Consider the following 24,464-nt stretch of genomic DNA (forward strand, 5'->3'; position numbering starts at 1 on the left):
GGTCGTGCCGAGCGGTCGGCGCGGTCGCGTTCGGCACGCATGAGCCCTGGGCCCGCGCGTGGACCGGAGGCCCTCGACGGAGCGCGAGGTACCCCGCGCATGAGGAGGGGGCGGAACCGCTCGGCTCCGCCCCTCCTCCTACGCCGTGGTCAGGGACGCCCCGGGCCCTCGGGTCACGGGGAACCCGGTGGACCGCTCATCCGGCGTGCTGATCGCCCGGACTCCGTCCGCTCTGCCTGGCCCGCTCCGCCTCGGCGTCCATCTCCCGGGCGCGGACCTGGTTCCTGCGGTACTCGTCCTGCGAGACCTCGGGCAGGATGCCCTCCTGCCGCAGAACCGGCTCCTCGCCCTGCACGGGTCCGTCGGAATCGATCGGCTCGGTCTCGTCCACGGGCATGGGACGGTCCTCCCCCACGGGACGGACGGTGGCCTCCGACGGTCGGGCCATGGGCACCGACGGGTTCGGGCCCACCGCCCTCCTGCTCAGGGTGGCCGAACGCCCCACGCTGCGCAGGAGGGTGATGATCGCCAGCCCCGTGACCAGGTTGATCACCGTCGTGGCGACCTGGCTGGACGTGTCCGCGGCCTCGGAGAACGGGGAGACGGCGGCGATGGCGGTCGCCAGGCCCAGGATCCATCCGAAGAACTTCAGGGCCCGGGGCGCGCTGAGAAGCAGCAGGTGCATCAGGCCGGTGGCCAGGAGGGCGGCCACCGCTGCCATGAGGGCGTACATCGCGGTGCCCGCGTCGCCCAGGTTGCCCGCTTCCTCCGGAGCGAGCACCGGGACTCCGAACACTCCACGAAAGACCAGCGTGCCCGCGAGGACCACCAGCGCCGCGACGACCGCCGTGGCCAGCCCCCCCGACCACAGCCGCGTGGTGTTGACGGGTCGTTCACTTCCTATCTCGGTCATTACCAGTACCCCCAGATACTGTGTCAACGCCGCTCCTACCCCGCATCCACCCATGTACTACGGGTAACCGGGAAAACCCGCGTGTTCGCAGGTCATCCCGCACGCCCCGACACACCGCCGAAAAGCCTCGGCCACGCGTGCACCCTCCACCCGCGGACGCACGTTCCGGTGGAACACACGTGGAACACTGGAGGCATGTCTCACTTCGCGCACGCCCGCGTCGATCTCGACGCGATCTCCGACAACGCGCGGCTGCTCCGAGAGCGTGCCGGCGGAACCCCGTTCATGGGGGTGGTCAAGGCCGACGGCTACGGGCACGGCGTGATCCCCGCCGCTCGTGCCCTGATGGCGGGCGGCGCGACCTGGCTGGGCACCGCCCTCATCCGTGAGGCCCTCGAACTGCGCCGAGCGGGGATCACCGTTCCCGTCCTGGCCTGGATCATCCCGCCCGGCGAGCCCGTCGCCGAGGCCATCGAGGCCGACATCGACCTCGGCGTGAGCGACCGCGCGACCCTGGACGCCGTGGTCGCCGAGGCCCGGCGCCTGGGCCGTACCGCACGCGTCCAGCTCAAGGCCGACACCGGCCTGAACCGTGGCGGGGCCTCTCCGGCGGACTGGTCCGCACTGGTGGAGGCCGCGGCCCGTGCCGAGGACGAGGGGCGCGTGCGCGTCTCCGGTGTGTGGTCGCACTTCGCCTGCTCCGACGAGCCCGGCCACCCCTCCATCGCCCTCCAACTCTCACAGTTCCACGAGGCGTTGGAGGTCGCGGACAAGGCGGGCCTGAGCCCCGAGGTCAGGCACATCGCCAACTCCGCGGCGCTGCTCACCCTCCCCGAGGCCAGGTTCGACCTGGTACGGGGCGGGATCGCCAGTTATGGTCTGTGCCCCATCCCCGGCCTCACCGTGCCCGGGCTGCGGCCCGCCATGACCTTGTACTCCCGTATCGCCCTGACCAAGCGCGTCCCGGCAGGGAGCGGGGTCTCCTACGGTCACCGTTACGTCACCGACAAGGAGACCACCCTCGCCCTGGTGCCGCTCGGCTACGCCGACGGTGTGCCCCGCGCGGCCAGTAACAAGGGCCCCGTCCTGCTCGGTGGGCGCTCCCGCGTCATCGCGGGAACGGTCTGCATGGACCAGTTCGTCCTGGACGTCGGCGACGACGAGGTCAGGGCCGGGGACCACGCGGTGCTCTTCGGAGACCCGGCGGAGCACCCGGACACCCCGACCGCCGAGGACTGGGCCCGGATCCTGGACACCATCCCCTACGAGATCGTCACCAGGGTGGGCCCCCGGGTCCCACGCGAGTACGTCGGGGACCTGGCCTGAGACGTCACGGGAGAGGTCGGAGCCGCACCGGCTCCGACGTGTGTCCGATCGGTCTGTGGGATCCGGTCACGGACCCGCCCCGATCCGCCTAACCTGGACGGAGGGGGTGTTCAACGGAACGCCGGCCCCGGGCGCGCCCCGACCCGGCGCGGCCACGACCAGCCCACCACACCCGACACGAGCAGCGAGCCGATGACAGACGCGACAGCAACCACTCCAGGCGCGTTCACCGTCGGCGAGGTCACCGCCGCCACCGACGACGCCATGCGCGCCCTCGGCCGGGACCTCGCCGCCCTCACCAGACCCGGCGACCTGCTGATCCTGTCCGGGCCGCTCGGCGCGGGCAAGACCACCCTCACCCAGGGACTGGGCGAAGGGCTCGGCGTGCGCGGAACGATCACCTCACCGACCTTCGTCATCTCCCGGATCCACCCGTCCCTGGTCGGCGGCCCCGCCCTGGTGCACGTGGACGCCTACCGGCTCGGCGGTGCCGACGAGATCGACGACATCGACCTGGACATGACCCTCGCCGACTCCGTCACCGTGGTCGAGTGGGGCGAGGGCGTGGCCGAGGGATTGGCCGACGAGCGGCTGGAGATCCGCATCGAACGTCACCCCGACGACACTCGCACGGTCCACCTGCGCGCCGTCGGCGCCCGCTGGGCCGGCATCGACCTGCCCGGCACCGCGACCGGGCGTGGATAGGCGGTATCCCCGTGCTGCTCCTGGCCTTCGACACCGCCACCCCGGCGGTCACCGTCGCCATCGGTGAGAGCGGTCCCGACGGCTCCTTCACCCTGCGCGCCGGTGCCGGCTCCGTGGACGCCCGCCGCCACGGCGAACTGCTCAGCCCCACGATCGTGCGCGTCACCGAGGAGGCCGGGATCACCCTGGCCGACCTCGACCACATCGCCGTCGGCATCGGCCCCGGCCCCTACACCGGGCTGCGGGTGGGACTGGCCACCGCCCACGCCTTGGCCGACGCCCTCGGCATCCCCTGCCACGGGGTCACCACCCTGGACGCCCTGGCCTTCGCCACCGGACGCACCACACCCTTCGTCGCCATGACCGACGCCCGTCGCAAGGAGGTGTTCTGGGCCCGCTACGACGACCACCTCACCCGCGTGGGAGAGGTGGCCGTGGACCGGCCCGCCGAACTGGACACCGGCGGCCTGCCCTTGGTCGGCGACGGTGCCCGCATGTACGCCGACGTCCTGGGCGCAGGCTCGGAGCCGGTGTCCCCGCTGCACCCGGACGCCGCCGCCATGGCCGAACTGGCCCTGCTGCGCCTGCACCGGGGCGAGAAGCCGCCCGACCCCCAGCCGCTCTACCTGCGCCGCCCGGACGCGGTGGAGCCCGGGGCCCCGAAGAAGGTGCGCCAATGGGTGAGGTGACCGGGCAGGCCGGAGCGCCGGACGTGCGGCTGCGTGAGATGACCATGGACGATGTACCCGGCGTCATGGAGCTGGAGCGGACCCTGTTCCCGCTCGACGCCTGGACCGAGGGCATGCTCATGAGCGAACTGGCCGAGCCCACCCGCCACTACGTGGTGGCCGAGTCCGACGACGCGATCGTGGGATACGCCGGGCTGCGGTTCGTCCCACCCGAGGGCGACGTGCAGACCATGGCCGTCGACGAACGGGTCTGGGGCAGGGGTGTGGGCAGCGCGCTGCTCACCGAACTGCTCGACCAGGCGGAGCGGCGCGGAGTCACCCACATGTTCCTGGAGGTGCGCTCGGACAACCCGCGCGCACAGAAGCTCTACGGCCGGTTCGGTTTCGTGCAGATCGGTGTGCGCCGCGGCTATTACAACGGGGCGGACGCGCTCGTGATGCGGCGCGTCGCCGGGGGAGGAGACCATGAGTGACCTGCCTCTGGTCATGGGGATCGAGACGTCCTGTGACGAGACCGGCGTGGCCCTGGTACGCGGCTGCGAACTGCTCGGCGACGCCGTCGCCTCCAGCGTGGACCAGCACGTGCGCTTCGGCGGCGTGGTGCCCGAGGTGGCCAGCCGCGCGCACCTGGAGGCGATGACTCCTACCGTCCACCGGGCGCTGGAGCAGGCCGGGGCCGAGCTCTCCGACGTCGACGCCATCGCGGTGACCGCCGGCCCCGGTCTGGCGGGCGCCCTGCTCGTGGGCGTGTCCGCGGCCAAGGCCTACGCCATGGCCCTGGGCAAACCGCTCTACGGAGTGAACCACCTGGTGGGTCACGTAGCCGTGGACCAGCTGGAGCACGGCCCGCTGCCCAAACCCACGATCGCCCTCCTGGTCTCGGGCGGACACACCTCGCTGTTGCAGGTCAACGACCTGGCCACCGACGTGGTCTCGCTCGGCGACACCGTGGACGACGCGGCGGGGGAGGCCTACGACAAGGTGGCGCGGCTGCTGGATCTGCCCTACCCGGGAGGGCCGCCCATCGACAAGGCCGCCCAGCGGGGCGACTCCCGGGGCATCCGTTTCCCGCGCGGCAAGTGGGGTGACGGCACCTACGACTTCTCGTTCTCCGGACTGAAGACGGCCGTGGCCCGCCACGTGGAGGACGCCGAACGCAAGGGCGAGCCCTTGGTGGTCGACGACATCGCCGCCGCCTTCCAGGAGTCGGTGGTGGACGTGCTCACCCGCAAGGCGGTGGACGCCTGCGTGGAGCACGGGGTGGGCACCCTGGTCATCAGCGGCGGGGTCGCGGCCAACTCCGCGTTGCGCGCCCTGGCCGAGGAGCGCTGTCGCGAGGCGGGTGTGGAGCTGCGCGTGCCGCGCCCACGCCTGTGCACCGACAACGGTGCGATGATCGCCGCGTTGGGCGCCGAGGTGGTGGCGGCGGGCCTGCCCGCGTCGCCGCTGGACCTGGCCACCGACACGTCCTTGCCGGTGAACTCGCCCCTGGCGGTGTGAGGAACGGGCCGGACCGAGGACGGTTTCGGGGGTGGGAAGTCGGTGCTTCCCACCCCCGCGTGGTTCCTGCGCCCGACGTCAGTCGAAGAGTTCTTCGGGGTCGTCGACCTTGGCGGCTTTTTGGATCCAGGTCCTGAGGGTGGTGAGGTCGTCGCAGGACTCGATGCGTCGGCGGATCTCGTTGGGGACTTCGAAGCCTCGGGCGGTGAGGACGAGGATGACGTTGCCGGCGGCCTCTTCCTCGCGGCCTTCTTCGCGGCCGATGCCGACGTACGTGCGGGCGAAGTCGCTCTGCCATTCCCAGGTGTCCACGGACATCAGGTCCTCCAGGTATTTCCGGGCCTCCTCGGAGCGCCCGGCCAGTACGTAGTCATAGTAGAACGCACGGCGATCGGAGGACACGGCATTCAGCGCCTCCATCACCGTGTCCAACGTGCGTAGATCGTGGTCGCCGTGGGCCTTGGCGGAGAGCACCGCCAGCTCCGGCATGTCCCGGGCCTGTTCCGGATCGGTGACCACCGGAATCTGGGACGGTCCCACCACGGAGGGGGTGACGGTGTTGCCGGGCTGACCCAGGGGGATGCGCCCGGCACAGTCTCGGGCGGCCTTGTCCGTGGGGCACAACACCAGCAGCAGGGTCGGGCAGCGGAGCTGTTCGCGGACGGTGGTCAGGTAGACCGGCCAGGTCCAGAACTTGTCGCTGTCCCACCTGGCCTGCTGTTCCACCACCACCGCCAGCGTGTTCTCGGTACCGGCCCTCAGCAGCACGGCGCCGTCGGGTGTGTAGGTCCGGGGTGTGCTGTCGGTGCACTCGGCGGAGGTCAGGACGACCTCGGTGTGCTCGGGCAGGTCGTAGCCGACGGCGTCACGGAGCAGGGGCACCACCAGTTCGGGGGCGTTCCTGATGATCTTCAGGGGTATCTCGTGTTCCTTGTTGGGCACAGCACTCCTCGCTGTTCTGGGGCCGAGGGGGATTCCGAGGCCCCGGGGGTCAGTGGGTGAAGACGAAGGGGCGTAGCCCTCGGGGAACACCGGTCGGGTCCACGTGGAACTCGGCCCACACGTCGGTGCCCAGTCCTGGACAGGGGCCGAGCTGGTGATGGACCCAGGCGCGGGACAGGTTCTGGACGAGGAGCAGGCCGCGCTGCCCTTCCGCCCGGTTCCATGCGTCGTCGTCGCGTTCGGCGGGGATGCGGGGAACGCCGTGGCCTCCGCCGGAGTCGCTGATCGACAGGCGCAGCGTGGAGGGGGCGGGACACAGGGTCGCGTGGCCGGGGGACACGGTCCTCCTCGGCGGACAGGAGCCGTTCGTGGGCGGTGTAGTAGGGACGCACGAGGGCGATGTCTTCGGCGTGGGCGTCCGGGATACGGGCGTGTTCGCGGAAGAAGGCGGGAGGAGGTACGGGGCGCCTAGAGCGCTCGGGAACCCGGCCGGCCTGGGGAGAGGGCTCGGGCAGCGGGGCGTAGCGGCGGACACGTGCGGAGCGTCGGCGGCGACCGAAGGCGGAGTGGCGTCCGCAGGGGGAGGCGAGGAGGTTCTTGAGGGAGTCCAGGGCACGGCTAGAGGGGCCGCGCTAAAATAGCGCATGCTGGCAATCCTTTGGTTAAACGGTGTTGGTTGCTGGCCACGGCCCCGGACGGTTGCTACCGTCGCGGGGTCATTCGTGGTTTTGGGGAAAAGGTTAGGGCATTCCTCGGAGATTGGCGACGTTACCGCGAAGTAGTGCGGAAAAAATTTCGAAGTGGCGTGTTCTCCCAGGTGGGAGAGGTTGCAAGAACCTTTTTCGCTAAAACTCCAAAAGGAATCTATTCGGGCATAGGGCATAAAAAATTCCCCGATTCCACGTGGAAAGCGGGACCGCTGCCGGTGCGCTCAGCGCTCGCTCTTCACCGAGGAGAGGAAGCCGGTCCAAATCGTGCCCCCGAAGGCGAGGTGGCCGTGGTCGTGGTCCGAGGGCTCGAGTGTGGTGCTGGAAGGGCAGCGAACTCAGTCACGACCGGGCCTATCCGTTGATCGTGGTCCTGACCGAACTGCACACGAACGCGCTGAAGTACACGGCCTCCGGCACGATCTGTGGCCGCTCCCGTAGGGAGATGGAGTCCTACCGGGGATGTTCTGGGTCGCCGTGACCGACGAGGGCGCCCTACCGGGAAGGCCGGTGACGGTTCCGGAGGTGGGGGAGGGGTTCGGCTCGCGCCTGGTGGAGCGGTTGGTCCAGGCCTGGGGCTGGTGTGGGTCGTCCCTCGGGACTCTGTGGCCACATCCGGCCAGGATAGGGACATCGCCTCAGTTCAGGGGGTTTTCCCGTTCGGGAGGTCGCAGTCTCTCGTTAGGGTTGATTGGAGGTAATCGCTCGATTACGACCGCCCATCCCTTTCGGGCGTGTATCCCCAGGTCAACGTAGTGAAGCAGGAGTTCCCCCATGTCCCCTGATTCAGCGGCTCTGAACCCCCAGGACGCCCACGCCGGCGGTGTCGCCGCAGAGCAGGCCGCGGCTCTACTCAAAGACCTTCCGGTCGACTTCGATGAGGCCATTCAGGCAGTCAAGAATGCGATGACCAAAGCTCCTGTCGTGGGAGGCTGGAGCGCCTTCGGTGACGCCCAGGTGGAGCACATGGAAGAGGTCAAGCGCCACGCGGCCACCCTGGCTGGCAACATCCAGGGCGGTGCTGAAGAAGGCGCTCGCACAGACATGGAGTCGGCTGAGCAGTTCTCCCCGATCGTTCCAATCAACTATTGACCTTCTAAATTTCGAAGCCATGTAGGGATGAAGTATGGTCACTTTCACATTTACTGAATGTGAGATCGAAGCTTCCGTTCTTATTGGACACAGGGAAGCGTTTGAGGAGCTACATGCAAAAATTGCAGGTCGCTCGGGAGAATTCTGTACTATTTCGGAACCGGTATCACTTCACTTTGAGGGGCAGATCGGCGAAGGCTTGAGGTCGACCGCCCTGGAGAACCAAGAATCCTGGTCCAGTGCACTGTTGGCGTGCCTACATGCTTATGGAATGATTGGGAAGGTCATATCTGATGTCAATTGGTATGAAGAAAGAATTGAAACTTTAAGATCTGAAATGGCAACAGAGGTCGGAGGCCTCCCTTCCACCGGAAGCGAAGAAGAGGATGCAAGCCTTAGAGATGTCGTAATAGAACGTTATAACAGGCTAGCCGAAGAAGCCTGGAAGAGTCTGGAGGAGAGATGTGAGGATACGGAGGATCAGATTAAAGAGGGCCCGACTCCAGGAAATATTAGAGAATTAATTGAGGCCGGTCATATTGGTGACAAGATTGCCTATGCCACAACTGGAGATACAGATTATTGGAATTTCGATTCAGAAAGCGGCGAGGAAATCGGGGAGGGTCTGAGAGAGGCTCTGGAAGGAGGAAATGCTGATAGTAGCGAAGTAGGCGCTTACCTGGCCCTAATTTCTGCCCTAAATTCACGTTCTTTTGATTACCTAAAAACGGGAGAAGAATTTTCTGAATCTGAACTAGAGTTTCTTGAGGGGTTGCATGCAGAGCTAGATAAGATAGAAACAGGAGAAGGTCTTCAAGGTATCTTAGCCATCCCTGGAATCCTTGAGGATTCCCTTTATGGAGAGGATGACAAGGTTGCGCTCCTAGAGGCTATTGGAGGGACTATCCTTTCCCTCTCCGATGAGAAACTTGGTGGAGGGCTCGCTCTGCTTCCCGAGGATATCCGGGAAGCAGTGCAAGGACCAGTTTTGATGGGTGGCCAAGTTTCTCATGACTACGCCTACACGGAATATCCTCAGGCTTTGGCAAGTCTTGCAGCAATCCTTGGTAATGCCCCGGAGGAAATGGAAGGGGGAGAAAGGTTCTCTACTAGCTTGACCCTGTCAATGGGACAGCTGATGCATGACATTTATCAGGACAACCTCATTGGGAAACCTTCGACCGCTGTTCTAGAGGAATTAGGGGATAAGGGGCTTGCTGACCTTCTAGAAGTTTCCACTCGGAACGAGGACGCCAACTATACGATCTTGATGCATGAATACCTGAATGGTGCCTACATTGACGATGATACAGCTCAGAGGATAAGCGCTGAAGCACTGGCAGGACTTCTCCTCTACGAATGGCCGGAGGATTCGGATTATGCGGGAGGCTCTCCAGTTACAGCGCTATTCGATTGGATACCCGAAGACGCCTCTAGCAAGGCAGAGGATGAGCAGAGGCGTGCTGCTGAAGCAACAGTCAGTCTCATTGAGTTCATGACTGACCCTGAAATGCAAAAGAAGCTTATGGATACGAACGTCAAGGTGGCGATTCCAGGTATAGAAGAAGGTGAAGAAGAGGTATACCCTAACGCAGGTTTCGGCCAGTACAACGATAAGATAGCTCAAAGCCTTACCAATATCTTTGAAAGATACATATACAGCTTCGCTGGACAAACCGGTATCACTGACGGTGTTGTAGACCTTGACTTTGAGCGGCCTAATGACTGGCCTACCTGGGACACAGAAAGTAATACGCTTTCTCTAAGTCCTGAGGAGAGATTGCATTTCCTGGAACTGCTCATGACAGATGATGAGTCTGCAGCAAGAATTCACGGGGCAGCAGAGGTATTTTCTATATCTCACCAGGCGAGTGCTGTAGAAACCGGAGACTTTTCAGATGCGGCAAAGAGAGCCTCCACTTTGCAGAGCTTTGTGGATGCCGCATTGCACAACGAGTCAGTGTATAGAGGGATGGATGCAGAAGGGATTCATAAGAGGAAGGAAAATATTTATGATTTGGTTTCCAGTACAGCTTCTGGGGCAATAGGGGAAATTCCCTTCGTTGGTTTTGCTCTTTCGGCTGCTGGAGATCATTATTCGGATCAATTTAAGGAGAATATTATCACGGAGTTCGAAGCTCCATCTCAGCATATTGGAAAGGGGAATGTTGAAGAGAAGATATCCAACACAATCGCTGTATTTATTTTGGAAGAAGCTTTTGAGAACCACAATAGTGGTGGAGCAACGAGTCCACTGGCTGAAGTTGGAGATGAATCCAAGTATTTCACGGGGACTAAGGAAATGACAGTTACCGAAATTCTGGAATCACGCGAGATCTTGACCTATGGTAACGATGGGTCTCCTGTTATTAGTACAGATAAGGCGGTGGAATCCCTCCAGGGACTACAAGGAGAAAGTGCGGCTCAGTTAAACTGGGCTATCTCCAGAGCTATGGCGGGAACAGAAGTGTCATGGGTTCCGGGTGAAGCAAGGACTGGGCAAGATTTTCTGGAAAGCTTTTCATCAACTTATGGAGTGCGCTCTGACATGACTGAGCAACTCCAGCAGAACGAAAAAGAAATTAAAATTAGATCTCAGAGCTAGTGTGCTTTGGGTGCGTTGATCTAAGGTCAGGGGAGAAGTGAAGAAAAGGAACATTATTTCAGTTGGAGCGGTTCTTGTTTCTGCTTCCATATTGGCGTTCTTCGGATGCTTTCTTCTCAATGATCCTCGGTTTGAGGTAGAAGAAGAGACCGATTTTTCTAATCAAATGTCCTTTATTTCTTCTGTGGATGGTGTTGGTTGGAGTTGGGATCCGCCTGAGTCCATGCACATTTCAGGGGTCCATCCGACTGCTGTCGGGCTTTTGGTGTCTCACAGACATGGGTTGGTTTCCTTGCATGGGGAGACTTCTGAAGAAATATGGAGCTATGAATCCAAAGGAGACTTCAGCACTTCTGTGACTGCCGATGGCCTTGGCGTGTTGTTACTCGCCGAAGAAGAGGGGATCGTGGTTTTCTTGGACGCGCTCACTGGAGATACGGTATCGGAGTATTCTGCTCCAGAGGGAGTGTTTCTTCATCCAAGCTTGGTGACAACTGGCCAGCTGCTTATCCCAAGTAGTGGAGGACTATCTTCCTACGAAATAAAAACAGGAGATCTTTCATGGAGATATGAAGGAAAAAGAAAATGCTTTCCACTGCCGATTTTCAATCAGGATGAGCCTTGGAATTGGCCCGTTTCAACTAATGCGGATGCTCTTTTTCTTCCAGAGGTTTGTCCCGCGGGAGAAGCTGATGATGCAGGACTCTATGAAGAGCTTTTTTCGGTTGGTGTTATTGCGATAGACGGAGTCTCTGGTGACACATTGTGGGAGTCAGAAAAAATCCCTATAGATGCCGATGATGTTTCAGGGGAGGGGTTTCCTCCAGTTTGGTTGGCAGTGGCCGATGACGCGAGAGCGATCCGACTGGATGTGTCAGGGGAGAACTACATGTTCGACATTGTCACAGGGGATCTTCTGGAAGGGGAATGGCCTCTAACAGGGGATGATGGCTTTTATAATGACCTTCGTGTCTATGTTGGTTCGTCATGGAATATTTGGTATCAGCGAGAAAGTTCAAGTTCTGGACATCATGATTATGTAAAGACATCTTACGATGGAAGAATTTTTCAAGAAGTTCAGATTCCCGAAGAGGTTCACGTTCAAGTAGATCATTTGTGGGAACCGGTGAACAGGGCTGTGGCCTTGGAAGACGGTGTTCTAACCTATGGATGCGCCTTCGATTGCAAAGATTCGTTCTCTGGAACTATGAATCTGATATTTGCTCCTTGGGACGATGATTTTTTGGAGATTGAAGTCGAGCAACTTGATCCTGAGATCAACAACGCCCACGTCAGAAGCCGACTGCTTGTGGTTCCAGGGGCAGTGGTCGCATACCAAGAAAATCAGAACGGGAAGGTTCTTGGCAGTCTCGTAGGGCTCACATAGAAAAGGGGTTTCTTTAGAAGAAATATTCGTCTTCAAAGACTGTTTTCGTATATCCACTGAGTCCGTTGCCTATATGTGGATAGGTGTCTGCATGATCGCTCTAGGACTGTCCCTCAGGGCTCTTGCAAGTTCCAGCTTGGTGTGGATTCTCGAGCTCAGGAAGACCACGGTCGTACACGCAAACAAGCATGGGGATCCATGAGCATCCTGATGCCGCAGCCCAATGATCCTGAAGGCCTCCCATGTCCAGCCTGTCATCGTCCACGGTCCCGACCGTGCTCGTCGAACTCGAGCTCCTTGACTCCACGCGGCATCACGGACTTGTGTCCCTACCTGGCCATGGTCCCCGCTACCTGATCACGCCGCATCGTGTTGTTCTCCTCCTCTAGATGCGCTCAAGCTCGGGTTGAGGAGGAGTTATGTCGGGTAAATGTAAGAGATCTGATAAAGATGGTTAAAGGTGGAATGCTGATGTTGTGGAGCACGCTGGGGCGTCGCTCGCCTCGCGTGTGATGTCATGCGTCGATAGTTCTAGGGGTATGGATATTGTTATCTTATGTGAAGCGTAATCTCCTTTTGGTTCTTCCGGTGGTAATATTTGCTCTTGTTCTCAAAGTTTATTTATTTATTTTTGTGTATCCTTCTTCTGGGTCTCATGAGTCAACAGGTGAAACTCTTCTATATTCACTCTCCATGGCCGGAGTGCTTGATGCAAAAGAGGAATTAAAGGATGATCCCCGTGGTCCTGTGAGAGAGCTTTTGGTGACCGAGTACGGTGCGCTGGCGGTCTTCGATGACGGCGTAGCCCTATGGGGGACCAAGCCGGTAGCCGAAGTGTGGAGTTTTCACGGCCTCGAAGGACCTGTGGCCGCCGGAGTCACCGCGGACGGCGCACAGATCGTTTTGGCTGCGGACGGTGGGGGACTACTCTCCGGAAGTACTCGTTGGATGGTGTTGGATGGAGTTACAGGGCAGCTGGTAGCTGAGCACCGAGCACAGGAATCCCCGTCTGACTTGGTCTCACTTTTGACCAACGATGCAAGACTGCTCCTGTCCGAAAAAGGCCAGGTCACCGCTCGTGGGCTGAAGGATGACCAGGAATTGTGGAGCATGGGTCCCTGGGAAGAGTGTGGTGAACCCGAGATACAGGCCGTCGGTGACACCGTCGCCATAGTGGCGGCCTGCGGTGACGAGATCCGTTTGACGGGACTCGCAGCCGAATCCGGTCAGAAGAAATGGGAGTACAGATGGCCTGGTGCCGTTGTCCCCGAACTACTTCTGTTGACACCGCGTACGGTTCCTGGCGGGGCGGACGATCCAGTAGAACGCCTTGTGAGGGGTGACCTGGCCGACGGATACGTCATGTTCGGCCGAGGAGAAGTGTTCGACCGGGCTCGGGGGCAGGAGTACCTTCCTCCGCAGACAGAGATGGAAAAAGCTCCTGCCTATGTGGTTCTTATCGAGGATCTCCAGGACGCTGATGCGCGACTGGTTCTCCAGTCTGCGCACGTGATGCTGGAGGAAGGACTGATCGACCTTGAGGAACTCGAGGAAGAGTCCTTGCTCGTCGATGGACAGCTCCCCATTTCCGTACATGATTGGGGCGGCGATCCTCGCATGATGGTCGCTGATCTGAATACGCTCCTATCCGAGGCGTAAAGGCAGAAAGCTTTACCGCTGACCTCGGTACGTAGAGGAGCTTAAAAGCTGGCCTGTCGGTTTCTTAACCAGAAAGATCTATGTGAGGACTCAGAGGCCCATAATCGTCCTGCTCGCCTTCCTTCTTTCTGCCTGTTCATGGGAGGAGAGGGGAAGCCAGGAGGTGATAAAGGATCTGGAGTACCGCACCGAGGTGAGCGAGGTGGCGTGGCAGTGGGAAGCGCCGAAGGAGACCTCTCGGGTCGAGGTCTTCCCCGTCCCCGGTGGTGTGGCCGCTCTCCTCGAAGACGGGGTGGTGGCTCTCTCGGGTGAGAACGGCGGCCGGATGTGGGAGTTCCGAGTTTCTGGAAGCGAGGCCTTCGGTGCTTTGGCGGGTGGAGGCCGCTACTTCGCGCTTCAGCTTCTGGACCCCAACGACGAGGCGACACCGCCGAGGATGGTCGTCCTGGACACCGAGACGGGGAAACCGATCCAGGACTACATCCTGACGGAGGGGGACAGCTCGTCCGGGCGGGTCAGGGGAGGGCTGAGGAATGTCACGTCCGAGCACTGGATCACTGTGGACGGCGACGGGTTGACCGCCTTCAGGCTGGGAAGCGACCAGAGGGACTGGTCGGTTTCCGATCTGGCCCAGTGCGAAGAGACCGGGTCGATCGACAGGCTCGTCACCGTAGAGAAAGTCGCGGTCGCCGCTGTCACCTGCTACGAACAGCCGGATGGTGAGGACCCCGTGAAGATGACCGAGGGCCAGGAGTTCGTCTCGGGTTTCGTGGGGATCGACGCGGCGACGGGCGAGGAGCTGTGGCGTACCGAGGAACAGGTCGGCATGTTCCCAGCCGATTCCATGGAGCGTGGAGTGGCAACCCACGAGAGCGGCCTGGTCACCGCCTACTACCCCTATGAGGGGACCGGTCAGGTGGTCGATCCCCTGACAGGGGAGACCACGCTGATCGAGGAAGGCCGTGTTCTTTGGACGAGCGATGACGGTTCCCTGTTGGGTGTGTGGAACACACGCACAGGTGCTTATCGGCAGCAGGATCGCTCAGGCGGGATTCGTGCAGGTTCCTCCGACAACGGAGTCGGCACGGCGGAGTCCCTGGTGAACGCATGGCGTGGAGAACCTTTGGCCGTCGGACTGGAGGACGGCGTGATCCGGTTCGCGGAGGAGGTCACCAGCGGAGAGGAAGCGAACGCGATCGCTGTCTTCCAGGGGTTCGACGACGCGGTTCCTGTCATGTTCGAGGGGGACGAGGAGACATTGATCAAGGTCCGCAACGCCCGCTCTGTCCCCGGGGCGGTCGTGCTCTCCTACACCGACTTCGAAGGTCGCAGTGGGGTGATCGGGTTGCACTGAGGTCGGCCGGGCACAGGAACTGGCCACAAGCGGTGCCCCTGCCCGATGCGGAGGCTGAGAAGGCGTGCCCCCCGACCCTGCGCGACGACAGTGGCGCCAGCGTCACCGCGGGCCGTGGAAAGTGACGCTGGGAGCAAGATCGTCGCGCCCCTACCGCCCTCCGTCCCCCCACCTGCCGCCCCCACCCCCAGGCGCTCCCCGCGCAGGCATCCCCGCCACCGGCCGGGGTAGTCGGCCCGTATGGACACGACCTCCGGAGACGACGACGGGCGCACGGACCTGCCCACGGACCTGCCCACGGTGACCGGCCTGGCCGAATTGGCGCGGCTCGTCCGTGACCATGATCGCCTCTACCTGCGCTACTCCCATGGACCCGGCCGGGACAGCAGTTCGGTGAGCAAGGACTACGAGAGCGGCCTGGAACTCCCGGGGCTCTCGGTCACCGTCCTCACCCCCGAGAAGTGGTGGACCCGGCCGCTGGAGGACTGGCTCGCCCGCCAGGTCCGCCAGTACGCCTCCCTGGTGGAGGAGGACCCGGAGCGGTGCGGATGGGTGCTCCAGGGGCGTACCGTCGCGCACGGACCCGACCACGAACCGCTGCTGGACCAGGTGCGGCCGGTGGCCTACCTCTCCGAGACGGTCATGGAGGAGGCACTGGAGAGGTATCGGCGGCGCTTCGACGCGGGGCGAGGCCCCACGGACGCCTAGGCTCCGGTCGGGCTCCGGCGTTTCCCGGGCCGGCGTTTCCCGGGCCGGCGTTTCCCGGGTTCCGGCGTTTCCCGCCCTCCGGGGTGGAACCGGGTTCGGTCACCATGGTTGGCTTCTGGGTATGTTCGCTATCACCGCAGCACGCATCTCACCCGAGGACCCCGTCTCCGGACTGGAGGCCGGCGAGCGCCCCGACCCCAAGCCCCGGGAGGGGTGGACGACGGTCGAGGTCAGGGCCGCCTCCCTCAACCACCACGACCTGTGGAGCCTGCGCGGGGTCGGGCTCAGCGAGAAGCGCCTGCCCATGATCCTGGGCTGTGACGCCGCCGGGGTGGACGAGGACGGCAACGAGGTCATCGTGCACAGCGTGATCGGGGACCCGGTCGCCGGGGGCGGCGACGAAACCCGCGATCCCCGCCGCTCGTTGCTCTCGGAGGTCCACGACGGCACCTTCGCGGAGAAGGTCCTCGTACCGCGCGCCAACCTGATCCCCAAACCGGCGGAGCTGTCCTTCGAGGAGGCCGCCTGCCTGCCCACCGCGTGGCTGACCGCCTACAGCATGCTCTTCGGCAAGGCCGACCTGCGGCCCGGGTCCACGGTGCTGGTGCAGGGGGCCGGGGGAGGGGTGGCCGCGGCGCTCATCCGGCTCGCCTCGCAGGTGGGGCACCGGGTCTACGCCACCAGCCGCAGTGAGGAGAAGCGCGCCAGGGCCCTGGAGCTGGGCGCACACCAGGCGCTGCCCACGGGCGAGCGCCTGCCCGAGAGGGTGGACGCGGTCTTCGACTCGGTCGGCCAGGCCACGTGGGGACACTCCCTGCGTTCCCTGAAGCCCGGCGGCGCCGTCATCACCTGCGGCGCCACCAGTGGTGAGGCGCCCCCCGCCGAGCTGAACCGGGTGTTCTTCCTCCAGTTGCGGGTCCTCGGCTCGACCATGGGCACCAGGCAGGAGCTGGCCGCACTGGCCGAGATGTGCGTACGCACGGGGGTGCGCCCCGACATCGACCGGGTGCTGCCCCTGTCCCGGGCCAAGGAGGGTTTTCAGGCGATGGCCGACGGCGAGCAGTTCGGCAAGATCGTCTTCATGGTCTGACCGGGTCGCCCATGCCGAAGGGGGCGGGGACACCGCGGCGATGTCCCCGCCCCCTTCACGGCCTCCGGCCCGCCGGTCCGTCCACTCCCACTATGGGCGGACCCCCTGCCAGGGCCGTTCTCGACACCGAAAGCGGCCCCGGCAGGGGGGTCGGTTGTGGACCGTCCGGGCGCGTCACGTCGGTGACGCGCCCGGACTGTTACTCGTCGTCCTCGTCGTCGTCGCGGCGACGCTTCTTTCTCCCGTCCCTGCCGGGGCGCAGCAACGCCTCGGCCAGGGCCAGGACGGTCTCTTCCAGGGAGGAGAACCGCTTGGTGATGTCGTCGTGGGAGTTCTCGACCGCCTCGGTGACGGTCTCCTCCAGCTCGTGCCGGTCCGGGCGCTGCTTGATCTCGCGCAGCACCGGGGTCACCGCCGAGGTCACGTGCTCGTCGATCTCGTCGAGCCTGCCGGTGTGGTCGGGCCGCTCCACCAGCTCGGTCAGGCGGCGGTGCAGCTCGCTGACCTCCATGGTCTGCGGAAGCTGACCGAGCCGCTGGTTGAGCGCCTCCAGGCGGTCGTCCAGGGCCTCCATGCGCCCGTCCACGCCCTCGAAGTGCCCGCTGACGCCCTCGAACTGACCCTCGACCCCGTTGACCCGGCCGTCGAGACCGTCCAGGCGGCCGTTGACGCCGTCCATGCGGCCGTCGATGCGGTCGATCTTGCCCTCGACGCTCTCGAAGCTGCCCTCGAAGTGCCCCTCGAAGGTGTCGAAGCGGTCGGTGAGGCGGCCCAGTTCGTGGTCCACCTTGCCGGTGATCTGCGCCAGGTGGCTGTCGATCTTGCTGGTGAGCGTCTCGCGGTGGCGCTCCAGGCGCTCGTCCAGCGCCGTGCGGTGGGCCTCCACCTGTGCGCTGAGCGTCGTGCGGTGCGTCTCCACCTGCTCGGTGAGCGCCTCGGTCAGGGCCTGCGAGCGCTCCTCGGACTCGGTGGAGAGCTTGGCGCTGTTGTCCCGCACGAACGTGCGCAGCTCGGTGAAACCGGCGGTGACGCGCTCGGCGTCCTGGGTGATCCGCGCGTCCAGGGCGTCGGTGCGCTTGATCATCGCCTCACGCAGACCCAGGGAGGTGGCCTCGGCGTGCTCCCGGATCTCGGTACGGCCCAACTCCATCTGCTCGTTGAGCTCGGCCAGGCGCTGGCGCAGGTGGGCGCGCAGTTCGGTGAGGGAGGACTCGTGGTCCTCCCGCAGTTTGCTCAGGGAGCTCGTGACGTCGGCGACCGCGGCGGTGGCCTCGGCGTTGTTCTCCTCGGCCTGGGTGCTGAGGTGGCCGACGCTCTCGGTGAGCTTGGCGGAGAGGGCCTCGTGGCGTTCGCCGGACGCGGTGGCCAGGGCTCCCAGTTCCGCGGCCAGGGTCGAGGTGCGTTCGCCCAGCTCGTCGGTGTTCTCCCGCATGCGGTCCAACACGGCCTGGTGCTGTTCGACGGTGCGTTCGTCGAAGAAGGCGCGCAGGCCGTCGGAGGACTCCTCCACCTTGGCGGTGACGGACTCGCCCAGTCGGGTGCCGGTGGCGGTGAGCGCCTCGCGGCTCTCGGAAATGGCCGTGGCCAGGCTCTCGCGGCCGGCGGCGATGGCCTCGGCGAGTTCGGTGCGACCGGCGGCCAGGACCTCGGAGATCTCCGTGCGACCCTGGGCGACGGCCTCGGTGAGTTCGGCCTGCCCCTCGGAGAGCTTGGTGGTCAGGTCCTCGTGGCGGCTCTGGGAGGTCTGGGACAGGGCCGCCAGCGACGACTCCAGGGCCTCGGTCCTGGAGGTGAGGGCGGTCATCGCGGCGTCGAGGGCGTCCAGTCGTTCACCGAAGGTCTCGCTCAGCCCGTGGAGGCGCTCGGTCAGCTCGCCGACCTGGTCGGAGGTGCGGTTGCCGGTCTCGGCCATCCGCTGAAGACGGGTGAGCGCGGTGTCCAGGTGTCCGGCGACGCGGTGGGTGTCGGCGCGCAGGGAAGGGATGTCCGACAGGGGCTTGACCTGCCGGCCGACGATCTCGATGTGCTCGGCGAGGGTCTCGGCCCACTCCGGGGGCCGGGCCAGGAAGTCGTCGACACGGCTGTTGACGGTGGCGACCGACTCGGTCAGGGCGGTGAGCTCGCGCTCGCGCAGCTCGCGGAGCAGCCACTCCATGCCCTCAAGGCGCTGGCGCATCTCCTCGTTGACGGCACCCTGCGACTTCTGCTCGGAGACGTGCTCCTGCGCGGCCTGGGAGAGCAGGTCGCGCATCCGGTCGGAGATCCCGGCCTGACCTCCCCCGTTGAGGAAGTTGTGATTCTGTTCCACCGAGGTGCTCCTTATTTTTCTGGCGCTCCCGGACCCGTCCGGGGGAACGGACGGTGGGTTCCGGACGGGTCGGGTTCTCGATGGTCCCCGGGTGGACGGCGCTCCCGCACCGGTACGACCTCATCGTAACCATAGTGTGACTGTGTGTATATACGAGAGGGTAAGGCCGATATGCCGGCTGAACCGCCGAGCGGATCAACAGTCATGGCCTTTCCGGGTGAATCCATGAGAAGGGAAAGAACTCAGCGGGGGCCAGTCTAACGACACAGAACCTCGGCGCCCCAGGGGTCCAAAGAAGATCCGCGCGCGGAAGGTAACGATCTGGTGCGTTCCGTGTGCCCCGTTTCCGCTTTTCCCGCCGCAGGACCCTCAGGGCCCCTCACCCCCATGGTGAACCGGTGGGCCCTGCTCCCGGTGGCACCGTGCGGTTCCGGGAGTGTCGCCGAGGGGCGGGGTCGTCGCGGTTCACGGAAGCCTCCGCCGGGTCGCCCTCCAAGAACCGGGTCGCCCTCCGAGAAGACGAGCGGGACGACCCGTCGTCCCGCTCAGGCCGAGGCCGGGGCGCCGACCTCGCGACAGAGCAGGGAGAACGGCCGCTCGCCGATCCGGGTGAGGACGACCGTCACCGCCTCCGTTCCCGAGGCGCGCAGGTCCCGGCGCAGCTTCTCGGTGTCCACCGCCGATCCCCGCTTCTTGATCGTCACCGTCCCCGCGTTCAACCCGCGTATCGCCGCGCGCAGCCGCTTCAGGGAGAACGGCATCACCTCCACGATCTCCAGCACCCGCCACAGTGGCGAGATCTCCGCTTTGTCCGCGGTGAAGTAGGCGATCCGCTCGTCCAACAGGGAGCCGTCCACCCGTGCGGCCGCCTCCGCCACCAGGTGTGAGCGCACCACGGCGGGGTCGGGATCGTACAGGTAGCGCCTGGCGGGGGTCACCGGCGCCGGACCGGCCTCGGGGTCGGCGTCCAGGTGCGCCTCCGCGCCCTCCCGGGCCAGCAGTCCCTCACGCTCGTGCAGCACCGTCGCCCGCCGCCGACACCCGTCGGCGAGCGCGCCGAACCACAGGGTCGCCTCCTTCAGTTCACCGTCCACCGAGATCCACTCGGCCGAGGCGTCCTCGGGCAGTGCTTCGTGCGGGATGCCCGGCGCGGCCTTGAGACACGCCGCCTCCGCGCCCCGGGCCAGGTCGACGGCCGCGTCCCACGGAGGGGAGTAGGCCGTCGGGTCGAAGACCCTGCCGCGTCCGCCCCGACGGGCGGGATCGCAGAACAGGAGGGGGAAACGCCCTCGGGCGGTCTCGGTGACGTCGCCCTCGCGCACACGGGCCAGCCCGTCCAGGCCGAGGGCTCCGATGTTGGCGCGAGCCACGGCCGCCGTCAGAGGGTCGGCGTCCACCCCCTCCACGGCCACGCCTCGCCCGGCCAACGCCAGCAGGTCCGCGCCGATCCCACAGCACAGGTCACCCGCGCAGGCGCCGCCCGTCAAGCGGGAGGCGAACCCGGCCATCCGCTCCGCGCGGTGGCCGGCCACGGCCCGTCGGGTGGCCTGCTCCAGACCCTGTGGGGTGAAGAACATCCGCCGGGCGAGGTCGCCGAACTTGGCTCGGCCGCGCTCGCGCAACGCCACCTGGGTCATGAGCGCGTTTACCAGCTCGGATACGGGTAGACCAAGGGCGAGGGCCGCCACTCGCGGGTCCTGACGCAGCCGGGAGGCAGCCGTGAGCGGGTCGCGTGCGGCGGCCTCCGGGTCGACCTCCGCCAGTACCTCCCGGCCCGTGTCGGTGAGCAGTGCCTCGAACGCGGACACGCGCATGGGTTCCCCCCAAGCGTCGAAGACGGATCTACGGGCGGACGCTCTCCGGTGCTCCTGGACGCTCGACGTGGCACGGAACTCGTGCGGCTCGCGGCGTGTGGGGACAGGTGACCGGGGATCACGTTCTCATTTCCATTCTGGCACTCTCGGGGGTAGAGTGCTAATCGCGACGAGGCCGGTCTGGCACCCGCGACGACAGGCCGCCGTGGTCGCCCCTTTTTCGTAGCCGGTCCGTGTGCCCGCGCGGACCGAAGATCAGGACACCGAAACCTTGAAGGGGGAGGTCACACAGTGTCGACCGCCACCAAGACCGTGCTGAAGCCGCTGGAGGACCGCGTCGTGGTCCGTCCTCTGGACGCCGAGCAGACCACCGCTTCCGGTCTGGTCATCCCGGACACCGCCAAGGAGAAGCCCCAGGAGGGCGAGGTCCTGGCCGTGGGTCCCGGCCGCTGGGACGACGAGGGCGAGAACCGTATCCCGCTGGACGTGAAGGTCGGCGACGTCGTCCTCTACAGCAAGTACGGCGGCACCGAGGTCAAGTACGACGGCGAGGAGTACCTGGTGCTCTCCGCCCGCGACCTTCTCGCGGTCGTCGAGAAGTAGCACTCGACGGGGCCCGGACGACCGGGTCCGAAGCTGTTCGCATCCCGCACCGGTCGGCATAGCGCCGGGCGGGCGGGATGCCCGCTTTTGGCCATCCTGAGGAGGAAGCACTCATATGCCGAAGATCCTGGAATTCGAGGACGAGGCCCGCCGCGCTCTCGAGCGGGGCGTCGACCGCCTCGCCGACGCCGTCAAGGTGACGCTCGGCCCGCGCGGCCGCAACGTCGTCATCGACAAGAAGTTCGGTGCCCCGACCATCACCAACGACGGTGTGACCGTCGCCCGTGAGATCGAGCTGGACGAGCCCTACGAGAACCTGGGCGCCCAGTTGGTCAAGGAGGTCGCCACCAAGACCAACGACGCCGCCGGTGACGGCACCACCACCGCGACGGTCCTCGCCCAGGCCCTCGTCCGCGAGGGACTGCGCAGCGTGGCCGCCGGCGCCTCGCCGATCGCGTTGAAGAGGGGGATCGACGCCGCCGCCGCCAAGGTGTCGGAGATCCTGCTGGAGCGCGCCCGCCCGGTCGAGGAGCGCGCGGACATCGCCTACGTCGCCACCAACTCCGCCCAGGACGAGCAGATCGGCGACATGATCGCCGAGGCGTTCGACAAGGTCGGCAAGGACGGCGTCATCACGGTGGAGGAGGCTCCGACCTTCGGTCTGGACCTGGACTTCACCGAGGGCATGCAGTTCGACAAGGGTTACATCTCGCCCTACTTCGTCACCGACGGCGACCGCCAGGAGGCGGTGCTGGAGGACGCCCTGATCCTGATCAACCAGGGCAAGATCAGCAACCTCAACGAACTGCTCCCCCTGCTGGAGAAGGTCCTCCAGAGCAAGAAGCCGCTGCTCATCATCGCCGAGGACATCGAGGGCGACGCTCTCGGCGCCCTGGTGCTGAACAAGATCCGCGGCACCCTCAACGTCGCCGCGGTCAAGGCGCCCGGCTTCGGTGAGCGCCGCAAGGCCATGCTCCAGGACATCGCGGTCCTCACCGGTGGACAGGTCATCGCCGAGGAGGTCGGCCTGACCCTGGAGAACGCCGACGTCGACACCCTGGGCAACGCCCGCCGCATCACCATCACCAAGGACACCACCACCATCGTGGACGGTGCCGGTGAGCAGTCCGAGGTCGAGGACCGCATCAACCAGATCCGCAAGGAGATCGAGGCCAGCGACTCCGACTGGGACCGGGAGAAGCTCCAGGAGCGCCTGGCCAAGCTCGCGGGCGGTGTGTCCGTCCTGCGTGTGGGCGCGGCCACCGAGGTCGAGCTCAAGGAGAAGAAGCACCGCCTGGAGGACGCCATCTCGGCGACCCGTGCGGCCATCGAGGAGGGCATCGTCGCCGGTGGCGGCGCCTCCCTGGTGCACGTCTCCACCGCCCTGGACGACCTCGGTCTGACCGGTGACGAGGCCACCGGTGTGGCGATCGTCCGCCGCGCCCTGGTCGAGCCGGCTCGCTGGATCGCCGAGAACGCCGGCGCCCAGGGCCACGTGGTCACCCACCGTGTGGCGGAGATGGAGGTCGGCCACGGCTACAACGCCGCGACCGACAGCTACGGCGACCTGACCGCCCAGGGCATCCTCGACCCGGTCAAGGTCACCCGTTCCGCCGTGCAGAACGCCGCTTCCATCGCGGGCATGTTGCTGACCACCGAGGCTCTGGTGGCGGACAAGCCCGAGGAGGACGAGGAGGACGGCCACGGTCACAGCCACTGACACGTGACCGATGGTCGGTGAGCGGTCACGGCCTCGGAGCCGGGCCGCCGCAGACGTGGGGCGGGACACGCGTTCGTGTCCCGCCTCCTACCATGTGGGACCCACATTCCTTCGGGGCACACTGGGCGTTTTTGGACTATTTTCCCAAAACGTAACCATTCCGTAGTTGCCGATCGGCGTGGTCAGGTCTCGCGGTGGGGGCATTATTCGTAGCGTGACGGATGCAGGTGCCCGGGGGGGCGTTACCGCGCAGCGGCCAGGAACGCAGGGTGAGGTGGATCCCGCTGCGCGCGAAACGGGCTTGAATCATCTGGGGTCGCTCGCGGTCCGCGGGGACGACGGGGCGATGGACTCGCTGCTGCGCGAGGTCCGACCCATGGTGGTCAGGTACTGCCGTGCGCGTCTGGCCCGGGTCTCGGGGTTGGCCCACTACTCCGACGACGTGGCCCAGGAGGTGTGCATCGCCCTGCTCTCGGCGATACCGCGCTACCAGGACCGAGGACGGCCCTTCGCGGCCTTCGTCTTCGGGATCGCGGCCCACAAGGTGGCCGATACCCTGCGGGTGGCCGGCAGGGCCGAGGTGGTGCCGACCGACGTGCTGCCCGAGCAGCCCGACGAGGCTCCGGGGCCGGAGGAGGCGGCGGTGCGGGTCATCGAGGCCCAGCACGCCAGAGAACTTCTGAACGAATTACCCGAGCAACAGCGCAAGCTGCTGGTGATGAGGGTGATCACGGGACTGACGGCGGATGAGACGGGACATGTTCTTGGGATGTCGGCGGGAGCGGTACGGGTCGCCCAGCACCGAGCTATCGCTCGGCTTCGGCAGGTGGCCGTGGCGAACCGCCTCCTCCCCTGAGCACGGAGGGCGTCCCCGCTCCGGAAACCCCCGCTGTCCCGACCGTCCGCGCGTGCGGGACTACTGCCGCGTGCTGGGCCCCATCGGGTACCCCCGACGCTGAGGGGAGTGGCCGTCGGGTGTCCGGGGTGCTGAGGGTCCGTCGGGTGTCCGGGGTGCTGAGGGGCCGTCGGGTGTCCGGGGTGCTGAGTGGCCGGACGGATTCCGGTTCCGGTCAGCCGTCAGGGGCGTCCGGAACCGGTGTTGGTGTGGTGCAAGGGATTCAAACCCCGGTGATCTTGCTCGGGGTGTCACTGCCGGGCGCTCCCGGTGACGCTGGGAGCAAGATCCACTGGTTCGTTCCGGCTCTTCCTGGCTCTTCCTGGCGCCCGTTGGGGGAACGGTGGATGGCCTTCCTCGGTGTCGCCTGGGTGGAGAGGCGTGCCTTATTCCCGGTGATCTTGCTCGGGGTGTCACTGCCGGGCGCTCCCGGTGACGCTGGGAGCA

Annotated in this window: 21 protein-coding genes; 16 read left to right on the top strand and 5 right to left on the bottom strand. The window is 65.0% G+C overall.

Annotated features, from left to right (window positions below):
- Positions 1 to 196: 196 nt before the first annotated feature.
- Positions 197 to 913: a DUF6069 family protein gene (locus tag PFX91_RS05680; protein WP_285729932.1), complete on the bottom strand. Its 717-nt coding sequence runs from the start codon at positions 911 to 913 to the stop codon at positions 197 to 199.
- A 195-nt stretch (positions 914 to 1,108) separates the two neighbouring features.
- Here PFX91_RS05680 and alr point away from each other — a divergent pair, with 195 nt between their 5' ends.
- The 5 genes from alr (at position 1,109) to tsaD (ending at position 5,133) form a co-directional block, all read left to right on the top strand.
- Complete coding sequence (gene alr, locus PFX91_RS05685) at positions 1,109 to 2,239, top strand: alanine racemase (protein WP_285729934.1); 1,131 nt, start codon at positions 1,109 to 1,111, stop codon at positions 2,237 to 2,239.
- Between the two features lie 192 nt (positions 2,240 to 2,431).
- Positions 2,432 to 2,944: a tRNA (adenosine(37)-N6)-threonylcarbamoyltransferase complex ATPase subunit type 1 TsaE gene (tsaE, locus tag PFX91_RS05690; protein ID WP_285729935.1), complete on the top strand. Its 513-nt coding sequence runs from the start codon at positions 2,432 to 2,434 to the stop codon at positions 2,942 to 2,944.
- A gap of 11 nt (positions 2,945 to 2,955) precedes the next feature.
- Positions 2,956 to 3,633 (top strand): tRNA (adenosine(37)-N6)-threonylcarbamoyltransferase complex dimerization subunit type 1 TsaB, encoded by a 678-nt coding sequence (tsaB, locus tag PFX91_RS05695; protein ID WP_285729937.1) that lies wholly within the window; start codon positions 2,956 to 2,958, stop codon positions 3,631 to 3,633.
- Positions 3,621 to 4,106: a ribosomal protein S18-alanine N-acetyltransferase gene (gene rimI / locus PFX91_RS05700; protein ID WP_285729939.1), complete on the top strand. Its 486-nt coding sequence runs from the start codon at positions 3,621 to 3,623 to the stop codon at positions 4,104 to 4,106. The genes tsaB and rimI overlap by 13 nt, the downstream gene beginning before the upstream one ends.
- On the top strand, positions 4,099 to 5,133 hold the full coding sequence (gene tsaD / locus PFX91_RS05705) for a tRNA (adenosine(37)-N6)-threonylcarbamoyltransferase complex transferase subunit TsaD (protein ID WP_285729941.1): 1,035 nt from the start codon (positions 4,099 to 4,101) through the stop codon (positions 5,131 to 5,133). Before rimI ends, tsaD begins: the two co-directional genes overlap by 8 nt.
- A gap of 78 nt (positions 5,134 to 5,211) precedes the next feature.
- Here the strand turns inward: tsaD and PFX91_RS05710 are convergent, their stop codons facing one another.
- Entirely contained in the window at positions 5,212 to 6,075 is an 864-nt protein-coding gene (locus PFX91_RS05710) for a hypothetical protein (RefSeq protein WP_285729943.1), read from the bottom strand.
- A 49-nt stretch (positions 6,076 to 6,124) separates the two neighbouring features.
- A complete protein-coding gene (locus PFX91_RS05715) occupies positions 6,125 to 6,415 on the bottom strand; it encodes an ATP-binding protein (protein WP_352231632.1) in 291 nt (96 codons plus the stop codon).
- Between the two features lie 680 nt (positions 6,416 to 7,095).
- On the opposite strand from PFX91_RS05715, the gene PFX91_RS05720 reads away from it, so the two are divergent.
- The 8 genes from PFX91_RS05720 to PFX91_RS05755 all read left to right on the top strand — a co-directional run bounded on the left by PFX91_RS05720 (position 7,096) and on the right by PFX91_RS05755 (position 16,677).
- Positions 7,096 to 7,263 (top strand): hypothetical protein, encoded by a 168-nt coding sequence (locus PFX91_RS05720; protein ID WP_285729945.1) that lies wholly within the window; start codon positions 7,096 to 7,098, stop codon positions 7,261 to 7,263.
- A gap of 293 nt (positions 7,264 to 7,556) precedes the next feature.
- Positions 7,557 to 7,874, top strand: a complete 318-nt coding sequence (locus tag PFX91_RS05725) for a hypothetical protein (RefSeq protein WP_285729946.1) — start codon at positions 7,557 to 7,559, stop codon at positions 7,872 to 7,874.
- 34 nt (positions 7,875 to 7,908) lie between these two features.
- Entirely contained in the window at positions 7,909 to 10,479 is a 2,571-nt protein-coding gene (locus PFX91_RS05730; protein ID WP_285729948.1) for a TPR repeat domain-containing protein, read from the top strand.
- Positions 10,480 to 10,516: 37 nt separating this feature from the next.
- Entirely contained in the window at positions 10,517 to 11,866 is a 1,350-nt protein-coding gene (locus tag PFX91_RS05735; RefSeq protein WP_285729949.1) for an outer membrane protein assembly factor BamB family protein, read from the top strand.
- A gap of 558 nt (positions 11,867 to 12,424) precedes the next feature.
- Positions 12,425 to 13,525 (top strand): PQQ-binding-like beta-propeller repeat protein, encoded by a 1,101-nt coding sequence (locus PFX91_RS05740; RefSeq protein ID WP_285729950.1) that lies wholly within the window; start codon positions 12,425 to 12,427, stop codon positions 13,523 to 13,525.
- A gap of 163 nt (positions 13,526 to 13,688) precedes the next feature.
- Positions 13,689 to 14,879: a PQQ-binding-like beta-propeller repeat protein gene (locus tag PFX91_RS05745; RefSeq protein ID WP_285729951.1), complete on the top strand. Its 1,191-nt coding sequence runs from the start codon at positions 13,689 to 13,691 to the stop codon at positions 14,877 to 14,879.
- A gap of 240 nt (positions 14,880 to 15,119) precedes the next feature.
- On the top strand, positions 15,120 to 15,587 hold the full coding sequence (locus PFX91_RS05750; protein ID WP_285729952.1) for a DUF6098 family protein: 468 nt from the start codon (positions 15,120 to 15,122) through the stop codon (positions 15,585 to 15,587).
- A gap of 121 nt (positions 15,588 to 15,708) precedes the next feature.
- A complete protein-coding gene (locus PFX91_RS05755) occupies positions 15,709 to 16,677 on the top strand; it encodes a zinc-binding dehydrogenase (RefSeq protein ID WP_285729953.1) in 969 nt (322 codons plus the stop codon).
- Between the two features lie 199 nt (positions 16,678 to 16,876).
- On the opposite strand, the gene PFX91_RS05760 is transcribed toward PFX91_RS05755, so the two are convergent.
- Together PFX91_RS05760 and PFX91_RS05765 are read right to left on the bottom strand one after the other, a co-directional pair.
- Positions 16,877 to 18,985 carry a hypothetical protein gene (locus PFX91_RS05760; RefSeq protein WP_285729955.1) on the bottom strand — a complete coding sequence of 703 codons (2,109 nt, stop codon included), beginning with the start codon at positions 18,983 to 18,985 and terminating at the stop codon, positions 16,877 to 16,879.
- A gap of 545 nt (positions 18,986 to 19,530) precedes the next feature.
- On the bottom strand, positions 19,531 to 20,799 hold the full coding sequence (locus PFX91_RS05765) for a THUMP-like domain-containing protein (protein WP_285729956.1): 1,269 nt from the start codon (positions 20,797 to 20,799) through the stop codon (positions 19,531 to 19,533).
- 291 nt (positions 20,800 to 21,090) lie between these two features.
- Here PFX91_RS05765 and groES point away from each other — a divergent pair, with 291 nt between their 5' ends.
- The 3 genes from groES to PFX91_RS05780 all read left to right on the top strand — a co-directional run bounded on the left by groES (position 21,091) and on the right by PFX91_RS05780 (position 23,978).
- On the top strand, positions 21,091 to 21,402 hold the full coding sequence (gene groES / locus PFX91_RS05770) for a co-chaperone GroES (protein ID WP_285729957.1): 312 nt from the start codon (positions 21,091 to 21,093) through the stop codon (positions 21,400 to 21,402).
- A 115-nt stretch (positions 21,403 to 21,517) separates the two neighbouring features.
- Entirely contained in the window at positions 21,518 to 23,122 is a 1,605-nt protein-coding gene (gene groL, locus PFX91_RS05775) for a chaperonin GroEL (protein ID WP_285729959.1), read from the top strand.
- 274 nt (positions 23,123 to 23,396) lie between these two features.
- Positions 23,397 to 23,978 carry a sigma-70 family RNA polymerase sigma factor gene (locus PFX91_RS05780; protein WP_285729961.1) on the top strand — a complete coding sequence of 194 codons (582 nt, stop codon included), beginning with the start codon at positions 23,397 to 23,399 and terminating at the stop codon, positions 23,976 to 23,978.
- Positions 23,979 to 24,464: the final 486 nt, after the last annotated feature.

The organism is Nocardiopsis sp. ATB16-24 (genome assembly GCF_030271535.1).
Taxonomy (GTDB): domain Bacteria; phylum Actinomycetota; class Actinomycetes; order Streptosporangiales; family Streptosporangiaceae; genus Nocardiopsis.

What these genes read in the sequence shown, in the direction of transcription:
- PFX91_RS05730 (WP_285729948.1), top strand. Translation starts at nt 7,909, where the DNA reads ATGGTCACTTTCACATTTACTGAATGTGAGATCGAAGCTTCCGTTCTT.
- PFX91_RS05765 (WP_285729956.1), bottom strand. Translation starts at nt 20,799, where the DNA reads ATGCGCGTGTCCGCGTTCGAGGCACTGCTCACCGACACGGGCCGGGAG.
- PFX91_RS05680 (WP_285729932.1), bottom strand. Translation starts at nt 913, where the DNA reads ATGACCGAGATAGGAAGTGAACGACCCGTCAACACCACGCGGCTGTGG.
- PFX91_RS05755 (WP_285729953.1), top strand. Translation starts at nt 15,709, where the DNA reads ATGTTCGCTATCACCGCAGCACGCATCTCACCCGAGGACCCCGTCTCC.
- PFX91_RS05750 (WP_285729952.1), top strand. Translation starts at nt 15,120, where the DNA reads ATGGACACGACCTCCGGAGACGACGACGGGCGCACGGACCTGCCCACG.
- PFX91_RS05725 (WP_285729946.1), top strand. Translation starts at nt 7,557, where the DNA reads ATGTCCCCTGATTCAGCGGCTCTGAACCCCCAGGACGCCCACGCCGGC.
- alr (WP_285729934.1), top strand. Translation starts at nt 1,109, where the DNA reads ATGTCTCACTTCGCGCACGCCCGCGTCGATCTCGACGCGATCTCCGAC.
- rimI (WP_285729939.1), top strand. Translation starts at nt 3,621, where the DNA reads ATGGGTGAGGTGACCGGGCAGGCCGGAGCGCCGGACGTGCGGCTGCGT.
- tsaE (WP_285729935.1), top strand. Translation starts at nt 2,432, where the DNA reads ATGACAGACGCGACAGCAACCACTCCAGGCGCGTTCACCGTCGGCGAG.
- tsaD (WP_285729941.1), top strand. Translation starts at nt 4,099, where the DNA reads ATGAGTGACCTGCCTCTGGTCATGGGGATCGAGACGTCCTGTGACGAG.
- groL (WP_285729959.1), top strand. Translation starts at nt 21,518, where the DNA reads ATGCCGAAGATCCTGGAATTCGAGGACGAGGCCCGCCGCGCTCTCGAG.